Raw genomic sequence first — 20,446 nt, 5'->3', positions numbered from 1 at the left:
GAAACGCGTGGCCCACTGCAAAACCTGCTTCTAGGATACGTCCGGTGATGGCTCCCAGGGCGTGATCCAGCCACACAAAAACCGCAGTCCGGGGATAAAACTGTTATGTCGCAGGACATCGGTGACAGTTCTGCCTCAGGACAATGGTGACACTTCGGCGGGCTTTGGTGGTGACACTTTTCGAGGGTTAACACGGCTTTGGCCGGCATGGCATGGGAAACCAAGAATGACGGGTGAATAAGAATGAGCCCATCAACGCCCGTATCCGCCTTGCGATCGCCCAGTGGCCCGATGATGCACCCCGCGGGTCCGTCACCACATTCTGCGACGAGCACGGCATCACCCGCAAGACGTTCTACGCGATCCGGGCCAGGGCACGCGATGAAGGCCAGGCCGCAGCCTTGGAGCCACGCTCACGCCGCCCGAAAACCTCACCCACCAAGCTCACCGAGGACCTCAAGGAAGACGCGTTGAAGGTGCGGGCCGCTCTGGAATCCTCGGGGCTGGATCATGGGCCGATCAGCGTGCACGACAAGATGGTGTCCCTGAAGATGCGCGCCCCGTCCGTGGCCTCGCTGGCACGGATCTTTCGGGAGAAGAACGTGGCCCGGCTGGAGCCGAAGAAGAAGCCCCGTGCCGCTTACCGCAGGTTCGTCTATCCGGCCCCGAACGCGTGCTGGCAATTGGATGCCACCGAGTACGTGCTCACCGGTGGGCGCAAGTGCGTGATCTTCCAGCTGCAGGATGATCATTCACGCCTCGCACTCGCCACCCACGTGGCGGCCGGCGAAACCAGTGAGGCGGCCCTGGCGGTCGTGAAGAAGGGCATCACCGCCCACGGTGTGCCGCAAAGGTTGCTCACGGATAACGGCATGGCCCTAAATCCTTCACGCCGGGGGTGGGAAGGCCAGCTGGTCACCTACGTCTCCTCGCTCGGCGTCGAGCCGATCACCGGCAAACCATATAAACCGACCACCCAGGGAAAGAACGAGCGGTTCCATCAGACGTTGTTCCGCTGGCTGGACAAGCAGCCCCTGGCCCAATCCCACGCAGAGCTCCAGGCCCAGGTCGACCGGTTTGACCTGATCTACAACACCGAGCGTCCGCACCAGGGATTGCCGGGGCGCATCACTCCGAAGCAGTCCTGGGATGCCACGGCCGTTACCGAAGCACCCCGGCCCAAACCAGTGCCGGTTCTTCCCGAACCCGAGGTGTTGGGGCCGGTGACCGGGGCACCGAGCGCTGCCGAACCAGTGGCGGCCGCCGATACGGAAGCGGCAGGGCAGACCACCACGGAGCCGCGAGCAGAAGCTTCTTCCGAGGCCACAGCATCACAGAAGATCAGCGGCAGCATTGCCCACCCGGCAGCCACCGGCAGCCAGAAGCTCAAGGTCTATCCCAACGGCGTGGTCAACATCGGCAGGACCCTGTACTCGGTAACCAAGCGGATGGGCGGACGAATCGTCACTGCCGTCTGGGACACGGACGGTGTCGTGTTCGCCAACACCGAAGGCGAGGTCATCGCGGAGTACTTCTGGCCGCCAGAAGGCACCGGATACGTCGGGATCGGCAAGGCCCGAGCACGGTTCCGAAAGTAGTGGCGCGCAGGAGCGGACTGTTACCGATGTCTTGATGCAGCAAGTGTCACCATTGTCCTGAGGCAGAACTGTCACCGATGTCTGGAGACATCACAGTCCGGGGATAAAACTCCATTGAACGGCCCTGGCCCGCACGGACGGCGCTGGCCGCAACGGTCGTGCTGGCCACGGCCGCTCCACCGCCCGGAGGAAATAATCAGCAAACTTATTAAGCGTTGCCCTTGGCGCAACTTCAGCTTAGTTTTGGAGCACACGCCTGGCCCCGAAGCGAGGAGAAACATGTCGGATATCGAGGACTTCACCGGCAGCACCGGACGGAATGAAACCCGCGAGGAGCAGCTGGACCGGAACTGGGCCGAGCTGCTGCAGGAGCTCAGGGTGCTGCAGACCGGGGTCCAGATCCTGGCCGGTTTTCTCCTGACGCTGCCGTTCCAGCAGCGGTTCGAGGACCTGGACGATTTCCAGGTGGCCCTCTATCTCGTCAATGTGGTGATCGCGGCCCTGACAACGGCCTTTATTCTGCTTCCCGTCAGCGTCCACCGCCGGCTTTTCCGCCAACGGCTCAAGGAAACCCTGGTCTCCAGCGCCGACACCATCACCAAGATCGCCCTGGCCGGCGTGGGGATGCTCAGTGTGGGGACAGCGGCCCTGGTCTTTGACGTGACGGCTGGCCGCACCGCCGGCCTGACGGCCGGCGGAATCCTGCTGGCGGTCCTCCTGGTCCTGCTGATCTACGTTCCGCTGAACCTCAACAAGCGCGCAGCGAAACGGTAGAGCTGCCCCGGCCTTCAGGCGCCTTCCAGGACCTGGCTGGTGGCCCAGGCCAGGTATTTTGCGGCGTTGGCGACGGCGTCCTCCGGGCTGGCCGCAACATCCAGCAGCTGCGCGGCGGCTACCACGCCGTGCCCGGCCAGGTCCTCGGGCGTGACCAGGATCCGCCCCGCCACGACGATCACCGGGATCCCGCGGTCCCGGGCCGCGTCGGCGAGCGCGATGGGGGCCTTGCCGGTCAGCGACTGCGAATCCATGGAACCTTCGCCGGTGATCACCAGGTCCGCGTTGTCCAGCTGACCTGCGAGGCCGGTGAGCCCTGCGACGAGCGCGAACCCGCCTTCCAGCCCGGCGTTGGTGAAGGCAAGGAACGACGCCGGGAAGCCGCCCGCTGCCCCGGCGCCCGGGATGTTGACGTCCCGGCCAGTGGCCTCCCGGAGGACGGACGCCCAGTTGCGGAGACCGGCGTCGAGCTGTTCGGTTGCCTCGTCGTCGGCGCCCTTCTGGGCCCCGAAGACGTGGGCCGCGCCCGTGGTTCCATAGAGCGGGTTCTGGACGTCCACGGCGATCCGGAACGAGGCGGCGGACAGGCGGGGGTCCAGTCCGGTGGTGTCGAGGGTTGCAACGTCGGCGAGTGATCCGCCGCCGAGCGGGACAACGTTGCCGGCGGCGTCCAGCGGCTTGAGGCCCAGCGCACGCAGGGCGCCGCTGCCGCCGTCGGTCATGGCCGATCCGCCCAGGCCCAGCACAATCTCCGTGGCTCCCGCGTCCAGGGCCGCGGCGATCAGCTGTCCGCAGCCGTAGCTGTGGGCCCGCAGGGCGTTGGCGGGGGTGGGTTCCATCTCAGCCAGGCCGGAGGCCTGCGCCGTCTCGATGACGGCGGTAGCACCGCCGTCGGCGTTCTTCCGGATGGCCCAGGCGGCTCCCACGGGGGCGAGGATGGGACCCACGACGGCGTTGAGCCGCTCCTCGTAGCCGGCCGAAACGGCAGCCTCCAGGGTTCCTTCACCGCCGTCGGCGATCGGAAACTGGTTGGCCACAGCGTCCGGGTAGACGCGCAGCGCACCCTCGGCGATGGCGGCGGCGGCCTCCGCGGCGGTGAGCGAGCCCTTGAACTTGTCCGGAGCAATGAGAATGCGCATGCCGTCCATCATGCCAGCCGAGCCCGGGAAAGCGCTTGCCCAATCCGGCATGCGGACAGTACGTGACGGCCGCTACCGGCCGGCGTCGGGATCCTTGGCCCTGAGCACCGCAAAGTAGCCCGGCACGCGGCTGTTCCCCGCAGCGTCCATCAGCGGATTCGTCTCGATGGTTGCGGCCCCGTCCTCCACCAGCGTCCACCGGTCGTTGGGCATCACGCGGGCGAGCTCCTCCGGACCGAAGCGGCCCGGCATGGGCAGGTTCCGGATAGCCAGCTCCAGCGGGGCCGGGATGCTCCGCAGTGAAGCACCCAGATGCGCGACGTACTCCACCGGGTTGCCCTGGAAGTTCGTCTCCGCCAGGAATACTGTGCCGCGGGCGCCCACGAGCTGCCTCAGATTTTCCAGCAGCGCGGCCTGATCGGCCGGGGTCAGGACGTGCAGCACACCGCGGACAAAGACGTTGGCATCCGTGGATCCCACCAGCCCGGAAGCCGCCCCTGGCTCGGTCATGTCACGCGCCAGGTAGCTGACACCCTCAACACCCGCCGATTCACCACGGGCACGGGCCACCGCGTGCGCAGACACGTCAACGCCCAGGACCCGCGGTGAAAACACTGTCAGCGCGCGGCTGAAGGCGCCGTGCCCGCATCCCACATCCACCACGGGAAGGCTGGGATCGAAATGCCGGTGCAGGACGTCCCGGTAGCCCAGCATTTCGTGGTCCGTGCCGGAGTCCCACAGCACGTCACCCCGGGCGCCCGTCCTGGCGATCCCGGCCCAATACCGGTCCCACGCCACAGTCCTGTTCTTCGGAGCAGACCAGGACAGCCTGATCAGTTTGGGCAGGATCAGGTACTTCCGCAAGGCGGAGAGCACCTGTTTCGCTGGGGATGGCATCGTATAAATATAGGACCCCAAGCACGCTCCGGCGGTTTGGCCGGGCGGGTTCCTTCAGGCTGTGGCCGCGGGCTCCTTCAGCAGCCAGGCCATGGCGTCGTCGCGGGACGTAAAGAACCGCGTGGGGCAGGGCAGTTTGTTGATGCCCAGGATGAAGTTGGCCAGTACTTTGTCAACCGGCGACGCCCCCAGCAGCGCAATGCGGGAGGCCTGGCAGGGGCGGCCAAAGACGGCACGGGCTCCCGGGCTGACCTGGGCCGTCGTGGCCATATCCACCAGCATGGGATGGCGGCGGGCCCCACACAGGTCGTTCACGTTTTGCATGGCGGCCTCGGCGTCGGATTCCGCGATGGACACACCCCGCGGCCACTTCAGCTGGACAACACCCTGTTCATCCAGCGTCAGGTCCGCCTTGGCTGCTTCCGCAGGCTGACTCGTCACGATTACCCTCCGCGCATTCTTATAGGAACAGGTGTGCTCCGTCACCCTACAATGTACTCAGTCAGGAGCAAACGGGTGCTCACTCAGGAGCGAAGGGGGCAGATTGCCTGCGGACACACCACATTTCGCAACCGTGCCATACCTGGCTGTCGTTGCGGACCCCGACCCCGGGCGCCGGGAATTCACGACGACGACGCTGGAGGCGGCGGGCTTCACCGTCACCGCGGCCGCTAACGCCGCCAGCCTGACGGCCCTCCTGGACCAGCGCGAGCCCTCCGTCCTGGTCCTGGACAGTTCACTCTCCGACGTCGACGTGACCGCCCCTGTGCTGGTCCTCGTGGATCTCGACAGTCCGGCAGAGATCAAGTCGGTGGAGCATGCCGGCGTACGGGACTCCATCGCCAAACCGCCTGCTGCCAAGGAACTTGTCCACCGCGCCACAGCCCTGATCAACCTGGTCTCCCGCCGGAATGAAGCGCGGCAGGAAGCGGAGACGTTACGCGAAAGGCTGCGGCAGGTATCGGCGGCCGTCCGCGGAACCAACCATCCGCAGCAGATCGCCGACTTTGTGGTCAGGGGTTTCGGCGAGACTTTCGGCGCGGACCGGGTCTGGCTGACAACGTTCGACGACGACCGGGTGCCGCCCATCACCGCCCAGTGGCACCGGTCCAGGCTGACTCCCCTGCCGGATGGCCTGTTCAGTGATGAGGAACCGGCACGCAGGACGGCTGATCTCCTGTGGGCACGGGCAGAGGCCCTGACAGTCGAGGGAGCCTTCGTGCCCGGCGGCACCGGCGACGTCGGGCTGCCGGCCGAACTCGCAAGACTCGGCGCCGCCGCCTCGTTGGCCATTCCCATGGGGGAAGGCGGCTCGTCGCTGGGCCTGATCTGGATAGCCCTGATGGACTCGCCCAGGGACTGGTCGCGGACCGAGCTCGGACTCATCCACCACGTGGCCGGCAATGCCGCCCACGGCCTGATCCAAAGCCACCTGATCACCAGCCAGCAGCAGGTGGTCAAGCAGCTCCAGCAGCTGGACAAAGCCAAGACCGACTTCCTGGCCACCGTCAACCATGAGCTCCGCACGCCGCTGACATCGATCATGGCGTACCTGGACATGATCCAGGAGAATACGTCCCACCCCGTGTCCAGCGAGGTCCACCAGATGCTGGACATCGTGGTCAGGAACACCGAACGGCTGCGGTTGCTGATCGAAGACATGCTGAGCGTTTCCCGCAACGGGCATGAGCAAAGCCCGCTGCATCTGGCCCCTGTCCGGCTGGCGCGGACGCTCGAAATCGTCACCGCTGCACTCAGGCCGCTCGCGAAAGTGCAGAACGTCGCCATTGTGATGGCCCTCGCCTCGGAGGACCCGGAAATCCTGGCAGATGAGGTTCAGCTGCAGCAGGTTTTCACGAATCTGGTCTCCAACGCCATCAAGTTCACCCCCGGCGGCGGACAGATCGACGTCGTCAGCCTGACGCGGACAGATGCAGACGGCACGCGGTGGGCGACGGTCAGCGTCTCGGATACCGGGATGGGGATCTCCAGCGACGAGATAGCCCACATCTTCACCCGCTTCTACCGCGCCTCGAACGCGATGTCCGGGGCGGTTCCCGGCACCGGACTTGGGCTCGCCATCACGCAGGACATCGTCCAACGCCACGGCGGACGCATTGACGTAACCTCGGAGCTGGGTGTTGGCACCGCTGTTACCGTGAACCTCCCCCTTGGAGCCCACGCGTCCCACGAACCCTGAACCGGAAAGGAGGCACCAGATGTTCGCTGACGATGACCCCAGGCTCTCCCAGCTGCTCGATGGCATCGTCCGGCTCGCCTCCGGAGACCTCCAGTCGCGGATCGAAGTATCGCCGGCCCGGGACGAGCTCGACGCCATCATCATGGGCACCAACCTCCTGGCCGAGGACCTCCAGATCATCTACGAAGAGCTTGAGCAGCGCGTCGAGGTCCGCACGCGGCTGCTGCACGAAGCGCACCGCGAAATGCAGATAATGGCCATGCAGGATCCCCTCACCGGCCTCGCCAACCGCTCGGCGCTTCTGGCCGCACTCAAGTCCACCCAGGACCACGACGGCGATGCCCTCAGCCAGCCCGTTATCCTCCTTCTTGACCTTGACGCCTTCAAATCCATCAACGACACCCTCGGCCACACTGCCGGCGACCAGGTCCTGATCACCGTGGCGCAACGCATCCGCAGCGCCGTCCGGAGCAGCGACGTCGTTGCCCGGTTGGGCGGGGATGAGTTCGCCATCGTTATGCCGGCCACGGGCCCCGACCAGGCCGCCGTCGTAGGCCAGCGCATCCTGGCAGCCATTAAGGAACCCATCGACCTGCCTGACCGGACCGTCCGCTGCGGGGCGAGTGTAGGACTCAGCGTCGGGGCGGCCGGGCGGAGGGCCGAGGACCTGCTGATGGAGGCCGATGTGGCCATGTACGCCTCCAAAGCCGAGGGCCAGAACCGGCTGCACGTCTTCGAACCCGGGCTCCTGCTCATCCGCAGGCTCCGCAGCCAACTCCTGGAGGACCTCCGGGCCGCCATCAAGGGCGACGGCCTGGTGCTGAACTACCAGCCCGTGGTTGAACTGGGCACCGGGCGCATTGAAGGGGTGGAAGCCCTGATCCGCTGGGACCACCCCACCCGCGGCCGCATCATGCCGGACGAGTTCATCCCGCTGGCAGAAGATGCCGGGCTGATCTCCGAGCTGGGCCTGTGGGTGCTCAGCACGGCTGTAGGCCAGCTGCGCCGCTGGATTGATGCCGACGTGGTGGACAGCCGGTTTTCCGTCCGGATCAACATCTCCGCAACGGATCTGCAGAGCCTGCAGTTCATCGAGGACGTCCGCGCCGTGCTCAAGCAGACAGGCGTCCGTCCCGAGCAGGTGGTCCTGGAGCTGACGGAAGCGGCCATCGTCAGGGGCAACGAACTGGACCGGTATTCCCTGGGCGGGCTGCGGGGACTGGGCGTCGGGATCGAGATCGACGACTTCGGTACCGGATATTCCTCCATCAGCTACCTGCGCCGGCTCCCGGTGGACCGGGTTAAAGTGGACCGGTCCCTGATCGAGGGCCTGGGCACAGACCCCAGCCAGCCGGCACTGGTGGCTGCAGTCCTGCAGCTGGTGCGCGCCTGCGGCCTCGAAGCCGTGTGGGAAGGCGTGGAAACAGCGGAACAGGCCGAGCACCTCAGGAACCTCGGGTGCCTCAGCGCACAGGGCTATTTCTTCAGCAAGCCCCTCCCGCCCGAACGGATTCCCGCGCTGCTGGCCGAAACTTCTTCCGAAAGTAATAGAGGTTGATCGATTAAGGGCTGCGCTTTTTGCTCATCCCGATATACTATCGAGTTGCGGTATCCGGTTCTTCGAGGCCAGGAAGATCGGCATTAATCAGGAGTAACGCATTCCGAAGGCATCTGGAAATTTGAAAATAAAGGGGCCAAGGAGCCATTACTTCGTCAGCTGGGGGCGTTGCTAATGACGGTTCGGGTACAAGCTTGGGGAATTATTGCTGCGGTTCTGGGGGATTCCGATCCTGCCGGCGCGGCAGTACGTCAGCGCCTTAGCGACCGCTTGGGGGAAAACCCCGGCATGCCGGAACGGGCACTGCTGGAATATCTTCTGGAACGCCGGCAAGAGGACACTACAGACGTGGAAACCCCGGACACCGCGCGTTTCCCGCAGCCGCTCAGCGCCATGCCGCCACACCTGGCCGAGAAGTTGGATTCCCTGCGCAGCCTGTCCCGGATCAGCGCTCTCCTGGAAAACCAGATGCTGATGACCGCATTCCAGCCGATCTACGGCCTCGAATCCAAGGACGTGGTGGGCGTAGAGGCGTTGTCGCGCTTTGTCAGCGATGACGGCGCCAGCGCGGAACTTTGGTTCGCGGAGGCGGCCGCCGTTGGCTTGGGCGCCAACCTGGAATTCTCGGCCCTCGCCTCCGCAGCCGCCGCTGCCGCGAAACTCCCGCCACACCTCTATGTGTCCCTGAACATCTCCCCAAGGTCATGCCTGGATCCCCGGCTGCCTGAATTGTTTGACCACATCGAACTGTCAATGGACCGCATTGTGCTCGAATTGACGGACGAAATTCAGGACGAAGAATACTCGCATTTCATTTCCGCAATTACGCCGCTCCGCGAACGCGGGCTGCGCATCGCTATCGATGATTCCCACCCGAGCGCCGGCGCCCTCAGCCGGATGCTTCATTTGCGGCCCGACTTCATCAAGCTGGGCAGGAACGTGATCAGCGGCGTGGACACGGATACGTCCCAACATGCCCTGGCCGCGTGCCTGGTGGACTTCGCGGAGCAGATCGGCAGTGTTCTGGTGGCCGAAGGTGTTGAAACCGCCGAAGAACTGAAGGTCCTCACCGAGCTGGGCTTCAGCGCCGGTCAGGGCTACCTGCTGGGCCGGCCCTCCGTGCGGCCGAAGGACTGGGCGGCGTGGAATACGCCGCTCGACCCCGACGGGCTCCGCCACCTCGCCGCCGCAGCCGATCACGCTCACGGAACCGGCGGTTCTGACTGAGGTAGACCGCGCGGCGGCTGACGGCACGCTCAAAACCGCCACGCTCAAAACGGGTCAGCTGCCGGGCCACTCGCCGCGTTCCTGCAGAACCTGCTTCAGCAGATCCGCGCGGTCCGTCACGATCCCGTCCACGCCCAGGTCAAGCAACCGGCGCATCTCGGCGGGGTGGTTGATGGTCCACACATGGACCACCAGGCCCAGGGCGTGCGCCCGCCGCACATAGGCGGGCGTCACCACGCGGATCGCCCCATAGCGGACCGGAACCTGCAGCGCCTGGACATCCCGCAACGGACCCCGCAGCACAAAGCGCAGCCAGGCAGCCGGGAGGACCGGGCCCAGCAGGACAAACAGCGCATTCGTCACCATCCCTGCCGACGACGCCACCGGACGGCTCAGCAGCTTCAGCACCGCCCGGCGTCGGCGGTCCGAAAAACTGGCCACCAGGACCCGGTCATGCGCGCCGTGCCGTTCGATGCCGGCGGCCAGGCTTTGCACGGAGTTCCAGTCTTTGACGTCCAGGTTCAGCCGGGCAGCCGGGAAGGCCGTCAGCAGGTCATCGAACAGCGCCACGGGTTCTCGCCCGCCGATCCGCGCCGTGGAAACCTCGGCAGCGGTCAGCTCGGAAATCCGGCCACGGCCGTCGGTGACCCGGTCCAGGGTGTCGTCGTGGACGAGCAGCAGCACACCGTCGGAGGTGGTGTGCACGTCCGTCTCGAGGTACTCATAGCCAAGTTCGGCGGCGGCCCGGAAGGCGGCCATCGAGTTCTCCAGCCCCTCCCGGGAGAATCCGCGGTGGGCCATGGCGATGGGACAGGCGGCACCGCCGGAAGCATCAAAAAACGGCTCAGTCACGCTTGTGAGCGTACCCGAGGCGCTGGGCTATGCGTCCTGCGGCACAATCTCCACGCCGTCACTGCAGTGCAGCAGCGTGCGGCCATGGCCGTTGTCGAGGTCCACCCACACAGCAGTGTGGTCCCACGTGATGGCATCCACGAACCCGCCGGTTTCATATCCCTGGCTGAGGCGGACGCGCACGCGGTCGCCCTCTTTCAGTGCCTTCCAGTGCGCAGCCGGCTCTGCCGGGCGCAGCGGCGCTTCGGCCGCGCGTTGGTTGCCGTTCCTTGCCATGACTTCCCCCTTTGCTGCGGATGTGTATCCGTGGCCCACGGTAGGCGGCAAACGTGAACGGGAGGTGAGCGGAAGCTGTGAATTCCTGCTGCGAAAGTCAGGTCAGGACAGCCCTACCCCCAGCGCCGCGAGCCTGGCCTCCAGAATCTGGGCCACGCCGTCGTCGTCAAAGTGGGGCGCCTGCTGTCCGGCGGCGTTGATGGCGTCCGGATGGCCGCTGGCCATGGCGTACCCGTGGCCAGCCCAACGCAGCATTTCGACGTCGTTGGGCATGTCGCCGAACGCCACGACGTCGGCCGCGTCAATGGACAGCGCTTTGGCGTATTCGGCCAGGGTGACGGCCTTGTTGACCCCGGGGAGCGCCAGTTCCAGCATCGCCACGGCGGGCGCGGAGTGCGTCGCGGAGGCGAGATGGGCGACGGCGGGCCGCACCGCTGCCAGGAAGTCGTCCGCGGTGCCATCCCTGACAATCGCCAGGAACTTCACGACGGCGTCGTCCGCGGTGAGCGTTTCGGCCAGCGGGGCGGGGGTAAATTCGGCCAGCAGCTCGCTGGACCCGTTCTCGATGAAACCGGGCTCAAGGTGGAATCCGGTCAGCGTTTCCGCGGCGAAGAGCGCGGCGGGGCGCAGTTCCTTGATGATCCGCCGCAGTTCCAGCACCGCATCCAGGCCAAGCGTCCGGGCGGAAACCAGCCGGTCCGCTTCGAGGTCCCACACCACGGCGCCGTTGGAGCAGATCACCGTGCCGGTGTGGCCCAGCTGTTCCTCCAGCGGGTGGAGCCAGCGCGGCGGGCGGCCGGTGACAAAAACGAGCTCGATCCCGGCGTCCCGGCAGGCGTGGAAGGCCCGGACGGTGCGGTCACTGATCTTTCCGTCGTGCCCAAGAATCGTTCCGTCAATATCACTTGCTACCAGCCGCATCCTGCCAGTCTACGTGGGGCACGGGGTTTCCCGGGCCGTGAAGCTTCATCCCTGGCGGCTGGCCCGCTGGAGTCGCCCGGCGACGTTTTTTGACGCCGCGCTACGTTCTGTTGAGCCTGCGCGTCGTGGCGTGAACGTCCGTGTCCGGTGCCGTTGTGGGGCGTGGGGGCCGTCCGTAATCTCATCTTCAACATCTCCGCAAGCAAAGGAAATACCGTGACAACTCCCCCGGATAACACTCCGCAAAACCAACCGGCGGCAACCCGCATCGTGGCCGGCCAGACGTCCGCACCGAAGCGTCCGCTCGGCCTGAAGATCGGCATCGTGGCAGGCATTCTGGCCCTGGTCGGCGGCGGCGTGGCCGTGGCATCGGCCTTCTCCGGCAAAAACGCCGGCACCTCCGCGGCGTCCGCACCGGCCGGCAACCCGGCACCAGAGCTCAAGCTCGGCTATTTCGGCAACGTGACGCACGCACCCGCGCTGGTGGGTGTCAGCCAGGGCCACATCGCCAAAGAACTGGGCGCCACCAAGCTGAGCACACAGGTCTTCAACGCAGGGCCCGCCGCGATCGAGGCTCTGAACGCCGGCGCCATCGACGCCACCTACATCGGCCCGAACCCGGCCATCAACTCGTTTGTCAAGAGCGAGGGGGAGTCCGTCAGCGTCATCGCGGGCGCTGCCGCAGGTGGCGCGCAGCTGGTTGTGCGTCCTGGGATCACTTCCGCTGCCGATCTGAAAGGCAAGACCCTCGCCTCGCCGCAGCTCGGCGGCACGCAGGACGTGGCGCTCCGCGCGTGGCTCTCCGCCCAGGGCTACAAAACCAACGTTGACGGCAGCGGCGACGTGGCCATCAACCCGACGGAGAACGCCCAGACGCTGAAACTGTTCCAGGATGGGAAGCTCGACGGCGCGTGGTTGCCTGAGCCGTGGGCCTCCCGTCTGGTGCTGACCGCCGGGGCCAAGGTCCTGGTGGACGAAAAGGATCTTTGGGACGGATCACTCTCCGGCGAGGCCGGCAAGTTCCCCACCACCATCCTGATCGTGAACCAGAAGTTCGCCGCCGCGCACCCGGACACCGTGAAGGCCCTGCTCAAGGGCCACGCCAAGTCCGTTGACTGGCTGAACAGCGCGGCTGCAGGCGAGAAGGCCACCATCATCAACGCTGCCCTCAAGGAAGCTGCCGGTGCCGAACTCAAGGCCGACGTGATCGAGCGGTCCCTGCAGAACATCGTCTTCACCGTGGATCCGCTCGCCGGAACGTACCCCAAGCTGCTCAAGGACGGCGTGGAAGCCGGCACCACCAAGCAGGCGGACATCAACGGCATCTTTGACCTGGCGGCCCTCAACCAGGTCACCAGGGAGAAGACCTCCGCGGCCGGACTCGGCAAGGAGTAAGCCAAACTCCATCCATTGCTCCGTAGGCGCCCTTTTGACCCCTCAAAACGGCGGTTACGGAGCAATGGATGCGGCAGAACCCGGTACTCGGCCGGGGCAGCGGTCACCCGCGTACTCGCAGGATTCCTTTTTCGAGCCGACCGGCCGGGTCGATAATGACCGTATGGTCCGTTTCACCGCCACTGTTCAGCTGCGCGGGGTCCATACATTTGTGGACGTCCCGACGACAGCGGTGGCTGAACTGCTGCCGCTTGCTGAGCATGGCCGGATCAGGGTGACCGGAAAGCTCAGGGGCACGGAGTTCAACGCCACGGTGATGCCGGGCAAGTCCGGCCGGCACGTCCTGTATCTTTCTGGCGGCCTGCGGACGGCAACGGGCGTGCGCGTCGGGGAAACCGTCACCGTGGACGTTCTAGCGCTCAACGCCAACGAGTTCATCCCGCCCGGAGATTTGGCTGCCGCCCTGGACGCGGCCGTGGGAGCGCCGGACAAATGGGAGCAGCTGCCCGTTTCGCACCGGCGGGAGCTGACGCGCTTCCTCGAGGACGCGCGGACACCGTCGACGCGCCGGACGGTTGAGACGATCGGCCCGGTGACGCTGGTTCGGTACCGCGACCGTGTGGCCTTTACGGTTCGGGTCCGGTTCGCCGGGGTCAAACCTGCGAGCAAGTGGCTTGATGTGGACCTCTGGCTGACACGCCGGGTTGAGTCGCCCAGATTCCGACGGGTCGAAACATTGTCTCCGTACACGCATCTCTACACGGTGCGTGTGACCGAGGCATCAGAGGTCGACGACGAACTTGCCAGCTGGCTCCGCGAGGCCTACGCGGTGGGCCACCACGAGCATCTGCGGAGCCCGGAGCCCTGAAAGCCAGGCCACCCCATATCAGGGCAGCCGCTCGTCACCGTCCGAGCTCGCGCATGGTTTTGAGCAGCGTGTCGTGAATGTAGGTGAGCTCAGGCGAGTCCTGGCTCCAACCCTCTTCAGGATCCTCGTACGAGGCCAAGCCGGACTCTGCTCTTTCCGGCTCCCATGAGGGGGCTTCCCGGTGTTGCCAGATCCACCACAGGTTGCGCCACGGGTCCAGCACTCGGGCGAGCGTTGTGCCGTACAAGTCGGTGGGATCGGTGACAACAGTCCCGCCCAGGCCTTGGGCCCGTTCGAGGGCTGCGGGGAGATCGTCCACGTATACCTGGAGCAGGCTGGGCGTGAACGGCCAGTCCGGTTTGCGATCGGCAACCATCACTACTGAGGTCCCAGCCATATGGGCAGATAAAATTCCGGCGGGCGACGTCGAATCGGCGGTTCTTACGCTGATCGCACAGGCTTGCCGGGATGCCGAACGTCTGCGGTTCACCTACGCCCGCGTGGACGGTCAGCAGGGTGAGCGACACGTCGAACCGCACCGGCTGGTCTCCCTGGGCCGGCGCTGGTACCTGGTTGCGTACGACTTGGCCCGGCACAACTGGCGCAGCTTCCGCCTCGACCGGCTGGCCGACGCCGTGCGAACCGGAGGGCGGTTCCGTTCCCGCGACCTGCCCGGCGGTGACGCTGCAGAGTTTGTCCGGACCGGCATCGAGAACCTTCCGCGGCGGTACCGCGTCGAAGTATTGATCCACGCGCCGGCGGTTGCAGTCAGTACCGAAGTTGGCCGGTGGGCCGTCGTCGAAGAAACACTCGACCAGGAAGGCATTATGCGGGCGGACGTGGACTCCCTTGACTGGATAGCACTTTTCCTCGGCACGATCGGGGCCGACTTCGAAGTGCGCTCCCCGCCAGAACTCAAGGCGTACCTGCGCGAATGGGTGAGCGATTCACCCGCGCCACCAACATTTGAACAATCGGCTGCTCCGTAAACGCCCTTTTGACCCCTCAAAACGGCGCATGGGCCCACGCCGGCAAGGTTCCCTGGCCGAGCTTGCGAGGCGAGGGGGCCGGTGGGGAGGAGCAATCGATGAGGAAAGCTTTCTTACTCCGCCGGGACCGCGTTCAGTTCGGCACGCGTGGGCGGGTTGGCACCCGGGCGGGAAACGGTGACGGCCGCCGCGCGGGCAGCGTGGGCCAGGAGTTCGGCCAGGCCCTCGGCCGGAAGCTCGCGCAGGTCCTTTCGGTTCTGCGCACCGTCCAGGCCCCGGTCCACGATCCCCGAAAGCAGCGCAGCCATGAAGGAATCACCGGCACCCACGGTGTCGGCCACTTCCACGCGCGGCGCGTCAACCGCGGCTTCACCCGCGGCCGTAATCCCCCATGGACCGGCCGCGCCGCGCGTGACCACCACCAGGGCCGGCCCCTCGGAACCGCCCAGCGACAGCCAGCGGCGCGCCGATTCCCGCGCGTCCACACCCGAGTACAGCCACTCCAGGTCCTCGTCCGAGGCCTTGACCACGTCCGCAAGGGAGACAAATTTCTCCGCCTGCGTCCGCGCGTAATCAACGTCGGTGATGATGCTGGGACGGCAGTTGGGATCGAAACTGATCGTCGCGGCGGGGTGGGCGTGCTCGACGGCGGCGAGCACCGCCGCGGCGCCCGGCGCCAGCATCGTGGCGATGGAGCCGGTATGCAGCAGGGTGGTTCCCTGCAGCATAAAGGCGAGGCGGTCCGCCAGTCCGGGAAGCTCCCAGGCGAGGTCGAACGTGTAGGTGGCGGCGCCGTCGTCGTCAATTACGGCGGTGGCCACGCTGGTGGGCAGCTCATCGGGGCCCAGCGGCAGCATGACCGAGCTGGAGCGCAGGTGCGCCGCCACCGAATCCCCGTAGGCGTCGAGGCCGTAGCGGCCGATGAACTGCACGGGGTGGTCAAGGCGGGCCAGGCCCACCGCGACATTTAGGGGACTGCCGCCCACGTGGGCTTCGATTCCGGAGGCGCGCTGGACAACGTCAACAAGGCCCTCGCCAATTACTGTGAGCATGGTCATACTCTGCCAGAGATGTGCCCGCCTACACAGGCGTGTTACGAGTCGCATACCATGGAGATATGACATCCCATGTCCTCCCGCCAATGTCGGCTGCCTTGCCCGACGTCGAACACGTCCTGGCGGTCCGCGGCACCGGTGGCTACCGGCAATACAGGATCCCCGCCCTCGCGGTCTCGCGGCAGGGCACCCTGCTGGCCGCCTACGACGGCCGCCCCAACCTCGATGACCTGCCCAACCCGATCGATCTCCTGCTCCGCCGCAGCACGGACAACGGCCGGACCTGGGGCGCGCAGCAGGTGGTGCGGACCGGCGGCGGCCTCAACGGCTACGGCGATCCGAGCCTCCTGGTGGACGTGGAGACCGGCCGCATCTTGATGTTCCACGCCGCCGGAACGCACGCCGGATTCTTCGAAGCAGCGGCCGGGCTGGAGCCCGATGACGACGTCCAGCACTGCGATCTCAGCTTCTCCGACGACGACGGCCTGACCTGGCAGCACCGCAGGATCACCGCGCAGCTCAAGCTCCGCCCGCCGGCTCACCCGCGTGGGCCAAGGACGGACGAGCCGGACATCACCGGAATCTTCGCCGCGGCGGGGCAGGGCATCCAGATCCACACCGGCCCTTACCGCGGCCGGCTGGTCCAGCAGTTTGTGGTCCTGGCCGGCGGCGAGATCATGGCCGCCTCCGCGTACAGCGACGACCACGGCGACACCTGGACGCTCGGCGAGCTCATCGGCGCCCGGACGCACGGCCACGCCCCCAACGAAAACAAGGTTGCCGCCCTGCAGGACGGCCGGCTCCTGCTGCACAGCCGCGGCACCCCGTGCCGTCTTGCCGCAACGTCCGACGACGGCGGGGCCACCTGGAGCGCCCTGCGCCCCGTTGAGGACCTCCCGGACCCGGGTGACAACGGCTCGTTGGTCCGCTTCGACGGCCTGCCATCCGTGGCCTCAGTTGCCGTCGAGGCCACCGACTCGTGGCTGCTGGCCACGAACAACCACGACACGGCACTGCGGCGGAACACCGTGATCAGCCTGTCCACGGACAACGGAACCAGCTGGCCGGCGAAGCTGGTCCTGTGTCCGGGCAGCTCGGCCTATTCAACGGCGGCCCGGCTCCCCGACGGCAACATCGGCGTCCTCTACGAACGGCAGGGCTACCGGGAAATCGTGTTTGTTTCGGTGCCCGCGGAACAGCTTCTTGATCAGGTGGCCGCTGCGGGCCGGGCGGCTGCCGCCGCCGCTGACCCTGGATCCGAACCTGATGGCAATGCCGGCCTGGTCTTCGACATGGAACTGCGCTCCATCACGCCCGGCCGGCCGAAGGTCTGGCAGAACGCCGGCGAGTTCCACGTCCTGCAGCCCGGCGGCGAGGACTGGGGCGTGCACACCTGGAAGGAAATCGGCCAGGGCTATTCGGCCGAAGCTGCGCAGGTCATCGGCACGCGGGAGGCACAGGACCTGAACTATGGCCCCATCATTCCCGGCTACAAGGCCGGCGACATCCTGGCCTTCACGGGCCGGGCACGCAACGACGGAGCCCTGCCCATTTCCGGGGTCCGGCTGTCCGGTCCCGGCTCGGACGCGTTCCCCGCGGCGGACCTTGGCGCCGGGCAGGAAACCTTGTATTTCACGCCCGGGTACACCGTCACGGAGGCGGACGTGGCTCAGGGCCATGCGGACGTGGCCTACGAGGTGACCACCGAGAGCGGCGGCACTGCCGTGCGCCGCCGTCGTGCTTTCACGTTTGACACCCGAACAGGCGACGTCAGCACGGCGGACTGAGAGAGCGTCCGGGAATAACCCACAGGATCTGAGAGAGCGTTTCGGGAAAACCCACATTATGTGAGAGAGCGTCCGGGAAACTGGCGCTTGACGTGAACCTGTGATGACGCTTACAGTCGACATACGAGCTCGGACGTCCTACATCCGATAAACCTTCTGGAATGGCGAGGCCCTCATGAACAACATCACCAAGAACCTGCCGCTGGTCAATGACGCCAGCCGCCGGAACTTCCTTAAGCTGACCGGTGCCATGGGCGCCGCCGCAGCCTTCACCGCCTCTGTGGCCGCCTGCGGCAGCCCGGCAACAACCACCACCGGCGGCACAGCGAGCGCCGCGGCAGTCAACAAGGACCTCACCATCGAGGCGGGCATCTCCTACGCCCTCTCCACCGGCTTCGACCCGCTGAGCTCCTCCGGCGCCACCCCGATGGCCGCCAACCTGCACATCTTCGAAGGCCTCATCGAGCTGCACCCGGCCACCCGCGTGCCGTACAACGCGCTGGCGGCATCGGACCCCAAGAAGGTCAGCGACACCACCTACCAGGTGACCATCCGCGAGGGCGCCAAGTTCCACGACGGTACCCCGGTCACCACCGAAGACGTCGCCTTCTCCTTCACCCGCGTGATGGACCCGGCCAACAAGTCCCTGTTCTCGCAGTTCATCCCGTTCATCCAGGACGTCAAGCCTGTTGATGCCAAGACGGTCGAGTTCACCCTCAAGTACGCCTTCCCCGGCTTCGGACCGCGCATCTCCGTGGTGAAGATTGTCCCCAAGGCCCTCGCCACCGACCTCAAGGCCTTCGACGCCAAGCCCGTCGGTACCGGCCCCTACAAGCTCATCTCCGCTGCCAAGGACGACAAGATCGTCTTCGAAGCATTCGCCGACTACAACGGCCCCAAGCCGGCACTGGCCAAGGGCATGACCTGGCTCCTGCTCTCCGACGCCGCAGCCCGCGTCACCGCCGTCCAGTCCGGCCGTGTCCAGGCCATCGAGGACGTCCCCTACCTGGACATCGATGGCCTGAAGTCCAAGGTCAAGGTTGAATCAGTCCAGTCCTTCGGCCTGATGTTCCTGTTGTTCAACTGCAACAAGGCCCCGTTCAACAACAAGCTGGTCCGCCAGGCCCTGCACTACGGCCTGGACAAGGAAGCCATCATCAAGAAGGCCCTGTTCGGCAACGCCAAGGCCGCCAGCTCCTACTTCCAGGAAGGCCACCCGGACTACGTCAAGGCCAAGAACGTCTACGGCTACGACGCCAACAAGGCTGCAGACCTGCTGAAGCAGGCCGGCGTCACGAGCCTCGAATTCGAGCTGCTCACCACGGACACCGCCTGGGTCAAGGACGTTGCCCCGCTGATCCTCGAGTCCTGGAACAAGATCCCGGGCGTGAAGGTCTCCGTGAAGAGCATCCAGTCCGGCGCGCTGTACACGGACCGCGTGGGCACGGGCGACTACACAGTGGTCGCAGCCCCGGGCGACCCGTCCGTCTTCGGCAACGACGCGGACCTGCTCCTGAGCTGGTTCTACTCGGGCGCCACCTGGATGGAAAAGCGGGCCTACTGGACCGCTCCGGAGCGCGCCAAGCTGCAGGAACTCATGAACAAGGGTTCGCAGGCAGCCGCAGCAGACGCCAAGAAGATCACCGGCGAAATTGTGGACCTTGTCTCCGAGGAACTTCCCCTGTACCCGATCTTCCACCGCCAGCTGCCCTCCGCCTGGGACGACAAGAAGCTCAACGGCTTCAAGCCGCTGCCCACCACCGGCATGTCGTTCATCGACGTCGGACGCACCTCCTAAGGAGCGAATCCCCCGGGACTTCCCGGGATCAGGCACCACCAACTCGACGCAGCAGAGGGGCTGTGGCCCGCTGGCCATGGCCCCTCTGGGCTGAGAAGCACCACCCCGTGACGCACCCCCCGCGGCACAACCAAACAAAACCGGAGAACAAATTGGTCACGATATTGCGTCTGCTCGGCCGCAGACTCGCAGCACTGCCATTGATGATCCTGGGCATCACCCTGCTCGTCTTCCTTGTCCTGCAGGCCGCACCCGGCGACCAGGCAAGCTCCGCCCTCGGCGACGGCGCCAGCGAAGAAGCGAAGCAGCAGTACCGCCAGGAAAACGGCCTGAACGATCCGCTGGTCCTCCAGTACTTCCGCTTCCTCGGAAAGCTGCTGCAGTTCGACCTCGGCGTCACCACCCCGCCGGCAAAGTCGGTGGCCTCCATGATCGGCTCAGCGTTCCCCCTGACGCTGCAGCTGACTTTCCTGGGCGTACTGATCGCGATCGTCGTGTCCCTTGCCTTCGGCATCCTCGGCGCCCTCTACCGGGACAAATGGCAGGACCAGCTGGTCCGGGTTTTCTCGATCGCCGCGATCGCCACGCCGTCGTTCTGGCTGGGCATCCTGCTGATCCAGTGGTTCGCGCTCGGCGCCAGCCCCCTGTTCCCCTCCGGAGGAATCGCGACGCCGGAATCCGGCTTCGGCGGCTGGCTGAACTCGATGGCCCTCCCGGCCCTGGCCCTCGGCATCCCGGTTTCCGCCTCGCTGATCCGCGTGGTCCGCACCTCGATGGTGGAGGAGCTGGACCGCGACTACGTCCGCACCGCCATCGGCAACGGTGTCCCTTACCGTGAGGTGGTCTCCAAGAACGTCCTCCGCAACGCGCTGGTGACTCCGGTGACCGTGCTGGGACTGCGCGTGGGCTACCTGCTCGGCGGCGCCGTCGTGATTGAAATGATCTTCGCCCTGCCCGGCATGGGCCAGCTGATCCTCAACGGCATCACCAACCTGGACGTCAACCTGGTCCAGGGCGTGGTGCTCACCATCTCGGTCACCTTCGTTCTGGTGAACATCGTGGTGGACCTCCTGTACCTGCTCATCAACCCCCGAATCAGGACGGTATAGCTC

Annotated in this window: 19 protein-coding genes; 11 read left to right on the top strand and 8 right to left on the bottom strand. The window is 66.0% G+C overall.

What is annotated here, in order from left to right:
- The first annotated feature begins 233 nt into the window (after positions 1–233).
- Together AC3IT0_RS01140 and AC3IT0_RS01135 are read left to right on the top strand one after the other, a co-directional pair.
- On the top strand, positions 234–1,598 hold the full coding sequence (locus tag AC3IT0_RS01140) for an integrase core domain-containing protein (protein WP_489322008.1): 1,365 nt from the start codon (positions 234–236) through the stop codon (positions 1,596–1,598).
- A 279-nt stretch (positions 1,599–1,877) separates the two neighbouring features.
- Positions 1,878–2,372, top strand: a complete 495-nt coding sequence (locus AC3IT0_RS01135) for a DUF6328 family protein (protein WP_489322007.1) — start codon at positions 1,878–1,880, stop codon at positions 2,370–2,372.
- A gap of 14 nt (positions 2,373–2,386) precedes the next feature.
- Here AC3IT0_RS01135 and AC3IT0_RS01130 read toward each other — a convergent pair whose 3' ends face one another.
- The 3 genes from AC3IT0_RS01130 to AC3IT0_RS01120 form a co-directional block, all read right to left on the bottom strand.
- Positions 2,387–3,511, bottom strand: coding sequence for a glycerate kinase (locus AC3IT0_RS01130; RefSeq protein ID WP_489322006.1), 1,125 nt, complete (start codon positions 3,509–3,511; stop codon positions 2,387–2,389).
- A gap of 72 nt (positions 3,512–3,583) precedes the next feature.
- Entirely contained in the window at positions 3,584–4,408 is an 825-nt protein-coding gene (locus tag AC3IT0_RS01125; protein ID WP_489322005.1) for a class I SAM-dependent methyltransferase, read from the bottom strand.
- Positions 4,409–4,462: 54 nt separating this feature from the next.
- Entirely contained in the window at positions 4,463–4,849 is a 387-nt protein-coding gene (locus AC3IT0_RS01120; RefSeq protein WP_489322004.1) for a DUF7793 family protein, read from the bottom strand.
- A 133-nt stretch (positions 4,850–4,982) separates the two neighbouring features.
- Between AC3IT0_RS01120 and AC3IT0_RS01115 the strand changes: the two genes are divergently transcribed.
- The 3 genes from AC3IT0_RS01115 (at position 4,983) to AC3IT0_RS01105 (ending at position 9,393) form a co-directional block, all read left to right on the top strand.
- A complete protein-coding gene (locus AC3IT0_RS01115; RefSeq protein WP_489322003.1) occupies positions 4,983–6,608 on the top strand; it encodes an ATP-binding protein in 1,626 nt (541 codons plus the stop codon).
- A 19-nt stretch (positions 6,609–6,627) separates the two neighbouring features.
- On the top strand, positions 6,628–8,166 hold the full coding sequence (locus AC3IT0_RS01110) for a putative bifunctional diguanylate cyclase/phosphodiesterase (RefSeq protein WP_489322002.1): 1,539 nt from the start codon (positions 6,628–6,630) through the stop codon (positions 8,164–8,166).
- Positions 8,167–8,454: 288 nt separating this feature from the next.
- On the top strand, positions 8,455–9,393 hold the full coding sequence (locus AC3IT0_RS01105; protein ID WP_489322001.1) for an EAL domain-containing protein: 939 nt from the start codon (positions 8,455–8,457) through the stop codon (positions 9,391–9,393).
- 54 nt (positions 9,394–9,447) lie between these two features.
- Here AC3IT0_RS01105 and AC3IT0_RS01100 read toward each other — a convergent pair whose 3' ends face one another.
- The 3 genes from AC3IT0_RS01100 to AC3IT0_RS01090 form a co-directional block, all read right to left on the bottom strand.
- Positions 9,448–10,245, bottom strand: coding sequence for a glycerophosphodiester phosphodiesterase family protein (locus AC3IT0_RS01100; RefSeq protein WP_489322000.1), 798 nt, complete (start codon positions 10,243–10,245; stop codon positions 9,448–9,450).
- A gap of 27 nt (positions 10,246–10,272) precedes the next feature.
- On the bottom strand, positions 10,273–10,521 hold the full coding sequence (locus tag AC3IT0_RS01095; RefSeq protein WP_489321999.1) for a hypothetical protein: 249 nt from the start codon (positions 10,519–10,521) through the stop codon (positions 10,273–10,275).
- 102 nt (positions 10,522–10,623) lie between these two features.
- The gene (locus AC3IT0_RS01090) at positions 10,624–11,442 is read right to left on the bottom strand and encodes an HAD family hydrolase (RefSeq protein WP_489321998.1); all 819 of its coding nucleotides are present in this window, start codon (positions 11,440–11,442) and stop codon (positions 10,624–10,626) included.
- A gap of 216 nt (positions 11,443–11,658) precedes the next feature.
- Between AC3IT0_RS01090 and AC3IT0_RS01085 the strand changes: the two genes are divergently transcribed.
- Together AC3IT0_RS01085 and AC3IT0_RS01080 are read left to right on the top strand one after the other, a co-directional pair.
- The gene (locus AC3IT0_RS01085) at positions 11,659–12,837 is read left to right on the top strand and encodes an ABC transporter substrate-binding protein (RefSeq protein WP_489321997.1); all 1,179 of its coding nucleotides are present in this window, start codon (positions 11,659–11,661) and stop codon (positions 12,835–12,837) included.
- 163 nt (positions 12,838–13,000) lie between these two features.
- The gene (locus tag AC3IT0_RS01080) at positions 13,001–13,705 is read left to right on the top strand and encodes a DUF1905 domain-containing protein (protein WP_489321996.1); all 705 of its coding nucleotides are present in this window, start codon (positions 13,001–13,003) and stop codon (positions 13,703–13,705) included.
- Between the two features lie 34 nt (positions 13,706–13,739).
- On the opposite strand, the gene AC3IT0_RS01075 is transcribed toward AC3IT0_RS01080, so the two are convergent.
- On the bottom strand, positions 13,740–14,084 hold the full coding sequence (locus tag AC3IT0_RS01075) for a VOC family protein (protein ID WP_489323900.1): 345 nt from the start codon (positions 14,082–14,084) through the stop codon (positions 13,740–13,742).
- On the opposite strand from AC3IT0_RS01075, the gene AC3IT0_RS01070 reads away from it, so the two are divergent.
- Positions 13,966–14,694 (top strand): helix-turn-helix transcriptional regulator, encoded by a 729-nt coding sequence (locus tag AC3IT0_RS01070; RefSeq protein WP_489321995.1) that lies wholly within the window; start codon positions 13,966–13,968, stop codon positions 14,692–14,694. The genes AC3IT0_RS01075 and AC3IT0_RS01070 overlap by 119 nt on opposite strands.
- A gap of 113 nt (positions 14,695–14,807) precedes the next feature.
- Here the strand turns inward: AC3IT0_RS01070 and AC3IT0_RS01065 are convergent, their stop codons facing one another.
- Positions 14,808–15,746, bottom strand: a complete 939-nt coding sequence (locus AC3IT0_RS01065) for a PfkB family carbohydrate kinase (protein WP_489321994.1) — start codon at positions 15,744–15,746, stop codon at positions 14,808–14,810.
- A 65-nt stretch (positions 15,747–15,811) separates the two neighbouring features.
- On the opposite strand from AC3IT0_RS01065, the gene AC3IT0_RS01060 reads away from it, so the two are divergent.
- The 3 genes from AC3IT0_RS01060 to AC3IT0_RS01050 all read left to right on the top strand — a co-directional run bounded on the left by AC3IT0_RS01060 (position 15,812) and on the right by AC3IT0_RS01050 (position 20,443).
- The gene (locus tag AC3IT0_RS01060; RefSeq protein WP_489321993.1) at positions 15,812–17,536 is read left to right on the top strand and encodes a sialidase family protein; all 1,725 of its coding nucleotides are present in this window, start codon (positions 15,812–15,814) and stop codon (positions 17,534–17,536) included.
- 175 nt (positions 17,537–17,711) lie between these two features.
- Positions 17,712–19,334: an ABC transporter substrate-binding protein gene (locus AC3IT0_RS01055; RefSeq protein ID WP_489321992.1), complete on the top strand. Its 1,623-nt coding sequence runs from the start codon at positions 17,712–17,714 to the stop codon at positions 19,332–19,334.
- A 203-nt stretch (positions 19,335–19,537) separates the two neighbouring features.
- Entirely contained in the window at positions 19,538–20,443 is a 906-nt protein-coding gene (locus AC3IT0_RS01050; RefSeq protein ID WP_489323880.1) for an ABC transporter permease, read from the top strand.
- Positions 20,444–20,446 lie beyond the last annotated feature (3 nt).

The organism is Pseudarthrobacter sp. KH_020_B (assembly GCF_057840185.1).
The sequence above is the reverse complement of the archived record's forward strand: the minus strand, read 5'-3'. Positions and strand labels throughout refer to the sequence as shown.